The 4,138-nt window shown below is 72.2% G+C and carries 4 protein-coding genes; all 4 read right to left on the bottom strand.

From position 1 onward, the window contains the following. Positions 1-173: 173 nt before the first annotated feature. Positions 174-623: a heat shock protein transcriptional repressor HspR gene (locus VN520_RS10980; protein WP_251334387.1), complete on the bottom strand. Its 450-nt coding sequence runs from the start codon at positions 621-623 to the stop codon at positions 174-176. A gap of 1 nt (position 624) precedes the next feature. After that, positions 625-1,632 carry a DnaJ C-terminal domain-containing protein gene (locus VN520_RS10975; protein WP_325746685.1) on the bottom strand — a complete coding sequence of 336 codons (1,008 nt, stop codon included), beginning with the start codon at positions 1,630-1,632 and terminating at the stop codon, positions 625-627. A 140-nt stretch (positions 1,633-1,772) separates the two neighbouring features. Next, positions 1,773-2,399 (bottom strand): nucleotide exchange factor GrpE, encoded by a 627-nt coding sequence (locus VN520_RS10970; RefSeq protein ID WP_251334389.1) that lies wholly within the window; start codon positions 2,397-2,399, stop codon positions 1,773-1,775. A gap of 2 nt (positions 2,400-2,401) precedes the next feature. Next, the coding region (gene dnaK / locus VN520_RS10965) for a molecular chaperone DnaK (RefSeq protein WP_325746684.1) at positions 2,402-4,138 on the bottom strand (1,737 nt) is incomplete at its 5' end.

Raw genomic sequence — 4,138 nt, 5'->3', positions numbered from 1 at the left:
GCAGGAGGCCGGCCGGATCCCGCGGGACCTCACCTACCGCCGCCTGCCGTGAGCGCCGCGGCACCGGAGGGGGACGGCTTCGCCGCCGTCCCCCCAGCTGTTCCCCGCGCGGAGGCCCAGCGCGGGGGTCTGCGCGGGGTGCCTCCCGGCCCGGGCAGCCGGGCCCGGTCCTCTCAGCGCTCCTGCCGGCGCTCCGGCAGCGGGGGCCGGTAGAGCACGACGGCCTGGGAGACCTTGCGGGCGCGCGGGCGCGAGCCGCGGGCCATCCGCACGATGTCCCCGCCGACGCCGGCGGCGAAGATCCGGGAGGACTCCTCGGCCCGCTCGCGGGACTCCTCCAGCTCCTGGCTCAGCTCCGCGACCCTCGCCTGCAGCGCGGCGACCTGGTTCTCGAGCTGCAGGATCCGCCGGATGCCCTCGAGGGACACGCCCTGCTGGGAGAGCACCTGGATCTGCTGCAGCTTCTCGATGTCCCGCTGCGAGTAGCGGCGGGCCCTCCCCGGCGCCCGGGACGGCTTGACGAGGCCGAGCCGGTCGTACTGGCGCAGGGTCTGCGGGTGCATCTCGGCGATCTCCGCGGCCACGGAGATCACGAACAGCGGCTGGTCGGCGTCGAGGGCCATCTCAGACCCTGGCCTTCCGCGCCAGCTCCGCCCGCGGGTCCTCGCCCGCGGTCGCCTCGGCGAACGCCCGGACGGCGGCGCGGGCGGGCTCGTCCAGCTCGGCCGGCACGTGCACCTCGACGGTGACGATCATGTTGCCCGTGCCCTTGGCGGTGGCGAAGCCGCGGCCCTTCACGCGGAAGCGCCGGCCCGACGACGTGCCCGCAGGCACCTTGAGTTTCACGGCCGCGCCGTCCAGCGTGGGCACCTCGATGGTCGCGCCCAGGGCGGCCTCCGGGAACGTGATCGGCACGGTGAGCTCGACGTCGTCCGTGCCCTCCACGCGCGTGAAGACCGGGTGGGGGCTCACGTGCACCGTGACGTAGAGGTCACCGGGCCCGCCGGGGCCGGAGTGGCCCTTGCCGGCGAGCTTGAGCTTCTGCCCGTCGCGCACGCCGCGCGGCACGCGCACCGTGGTCTCCTGGCCGTTGCCGCGGCGCAGCTTGACCGTGGTGCCCTGGACCGCGGAGCGGAACGGGATGGTGGTCTCCGTGCGGATGTCCTCGCCGCGGGCCGGCGGGGCCTGGTAGCCGCCCGGGGCGCCGTAGCCGCCGGCGCCCCCGAACTGCGTGAACAGGTCCTCGAAGCCGCCGCCGCCCCCGAAGCCGCCGCCGGGGGTGCTGTAGGTGGTGCGGCGGCGTCCGCCGCCGCCGCTGAAGAGGTCGCCGAAGAGGTCCTCGAAGTTCGCGGACCCGCCGCCGCCACCGGGGCCGCCCGCGGTGAAGCGGGCGCCGGAGCCCATGGCGCGGATCGCGTCGTACTGCTTGCGCTCCTCGGGGTCGGAGAGCACGGAGTTCGCCTCCGTGATGTCCTTGAACCTCTTCTCGGCCTCCGCGTCGCCCTGGTTCTGGTCCGGGTGGTACTGGCGGGCGAGCTTGCGGTACGCCTTCTTGATGTCGGCGTCGGACGCGTCCTTGGAGACGCCGAGAATGCTGTAGAAGTCCTTGTCGATCCAGTCCTGGCTGGCCATGACGCCTCCTTTCTGGTGGGCCGGTCGGGGGCCCTGGGGACAGGGCCCGGACGGGAGTCCTGGGGTGGGTGCCGGGACGGCGAGGGGAGGCCCGCTGCCGGACCTCCCCTCCCGTCGCCCGGATCAGGCCGTGCCCGGCCTCACTCGGCGACCGCGACGGCGACCTGGGCCGGCCGCACGATGCGCTCGCCGATCTTGAAGCCGGAGCGCAGCACCATGGAGACCTGGTCGGGCTCGACCTGGCTGGTGGGCTGCTGCAGGACGGCCTCGTGGACGGTCGGGTCGAACTTCTCCCCGACGGCCCCGATGCGGGACAGGCCCTGGCGGACCAGGATCTCCTCGAGCTTGTTCGCGATGGACGCGAACGGGCCCTCCGAGAGGTCACCGGCCTGGCGGGCCGCGTCGATGTCGTCGAACACCGGCAGCAGCGCCTGCAGCAGGTCGCCCGTGACGAACGTGCGCAGCTGCTCCTTCTCGCGCGCCGTGCGGTGCTTGAAGTTCACGAACTCGGCCTGCAGCCGGCGCAGCTCCTCCAGGCGCTCCGCGGCGAGGGCGTCCGCCGCCGGCGCGCCCGCGGCCTCCGCGGACCCCGTCCGGTCGGCCGACTCGGCGTCGGAGGACTGGGGGGTGTCCAGGATGTCGTCGACGGTCAGCCCCTCCGGGCCGGCCTCGCCCCGGGGGGCCCGGTCGGCGCCGGAGTCCTGCGCGGCCTCGTCCGCGGCGCCGGGCGCCGGGTTCTGGTCGGGATCGGGTGTGGGGTCGGCCATGCTCACTTCTTCTCGTTCTCGTCGTCGACGACCTCGGCGTCGACGATGTCCTCGTCGCCGGCCGCGCCCGTGGCACCCGCACCGGGGGCACCCTCCGCGCCGTCGGCGGAGGGCTGCGCGTAGAGCGCCTCGCCGAGCTTGGTCTGGGACTGCTGCAGCTTCTCGTAGGCCGACTTCACGGCGTCGTCGTCCTCGCCCTCGAGCGCCTTCTTCAGGGCGTCGACGTCGCCGCGCACCTCGGACTTGACGTCCTCGGGCAGCTTCTCGTCGTTATCCTTCAGCAGCTTCTCGATGGAGTAGGCCTGCTGCTCCGCGTTGTTGCGCAGGTCGGCGGCCTCGCGGCGCACCCGGTCGGCCTCAGCGTTGGCCTCGGCGTCCTTGACCATGCGCTCGATGTCCTCCTTCGACAGCGACGAGCCGCCGGTGATGGTCATCGACTGCTCCTTGCCGGTGCCCTTGTCCTTGGCGGACACGTGCACGATGCCGTTGGCGTCGATGTCGAAGGTGACCTCGATCTGCGGCATGCCGCGCGGGGCCGGGGCGATGCCGGTCAGCTCGAACGTGCCCAGGTTCTTGTTGTCCCGGGTGAACTGGCGCTCGCCCTGGAAAACCTGGATGGACACGGACGGCTGGTTGTCCTCGGCGGTGGTGAAGGTCTCGGACCGCTTGGTCGGGATGGCCGTGTTGCGCTCGATGAGCTTGGTCATCACGCCGCCCTTGGTCTCGATGCCCAGCGACAGCGGGGTCACGTCGATCAGCAGCACGTCCTTGCGGTCGCCCTTGAGCACGCCGGCCTGGATGGCGGCGCCGACGGCGACGACCTCGTCCGGGTTCACGCCCTTGTTGGGCTCCTTGCCGGCGAGACGCTGCACGGTCTCGGCGACGGCGGGCATGCGGGTCGAGCCGCCGACGAGGACCACGTGGTCGATGTCCGCCACGGAGATCCCGGCCTCGGCGATGACGTCCTTGAACGGCTTCTCGGTGCGCTCCAGGAGGTCACGGGTGAGCTCCTCGAACTTGGCGCGGGTGAGGCGCTCGTCCAGGTGCACCGGGCCCTCGGGGGTCACGGAGAGGTACTGCAGGGAGATGTTGGTGCTGGTCGCGGAGGACAGCTCCTTCTTGGCCTGCTCGGCGGTCTCCTTGAGGCGCTGGAGGGCGATCTTGTCCTTGGACAGGTCCGCCCCGGTCTTGGACCGCACCTGCGACAGCAGCCAGTCGACGATGCGCTGGTCCCAGTCGTCGCCGCCCAGGCGGTTGTCACCGGCGGTGGCGCGGACCTGGATGGTCGAGAACTGGTCCTCGTCCTTGCCGACCTCCAGCAGGGAGACGTCGAAGGTGCCGCCGCCGAGGTCGAAGACGAGGATGAGCTCGTCCTCCTTGCCCTTCTCCAGGCCGTAGGCCAGGGCCGCAGCGGTGGGCTCGTTGACGATGCGCAGCACGTTCATGCCCGCGATCTCGCCGGCCTCCTTCGTGGCCTGGCGCTCGGCGTCGTTGAAGTACGCCGGGACGGTGACGACCGCGTCGGTGACGGGCTCGCCCAGGTACTCCTCGGCGTCGCGCTTGAGCTTGCCCAGGACACGCGCGGAGATCTCCTGCGCGGTGTAGCCCTTGTCGTCGACGGCCACGGACCAGTCGGTCCCCATGTGGCGCTTCACCGAGGAGATCGTGCGGTCGGCGTTCGTGACCGCCTGACGCTTGGCGATCTCGCTGACCAGCACCTCCCCGGTCTTGCTGAACGC

The organism is Streptomyces sp., assembly GCF_035563135.1.
Taxonomy (GTDB): Bacteria; Actinomycetota; Actinomycetes; order Streptomycetales; family Streptomycetaceae; genus Streptomyces.
Note: the sequence above shows the minus strand (reverse complement) of the source record. Positions and strands in the feature narration are given on the sequence as shown.

Bases quoted from the DNA above. Each gene is read 5' to 3' on its own strand.
- VN520_RS10980 (WP_251334387.1), bottom strand. From the start codon at position 623: ATGGCCCTCGACGCCGACCAGCCGCTGTTCGTGATCTCCGTGGCCGCG.
- VN520_RS10975 (WP_325746685.1), bottom strand. From the start codon at position 1,632: ATGGCCAGCCAGGACTGGATCGACAAGGACTTCTACAGCATTCTCGGC.
- VN520_RS10970 (WP_251334389.1), bottom strand. From the start codon at position 2,399: ATGGCCGACCCCACACCCGATCCCGACCAGAACCCGGCGCCCGGCGCC.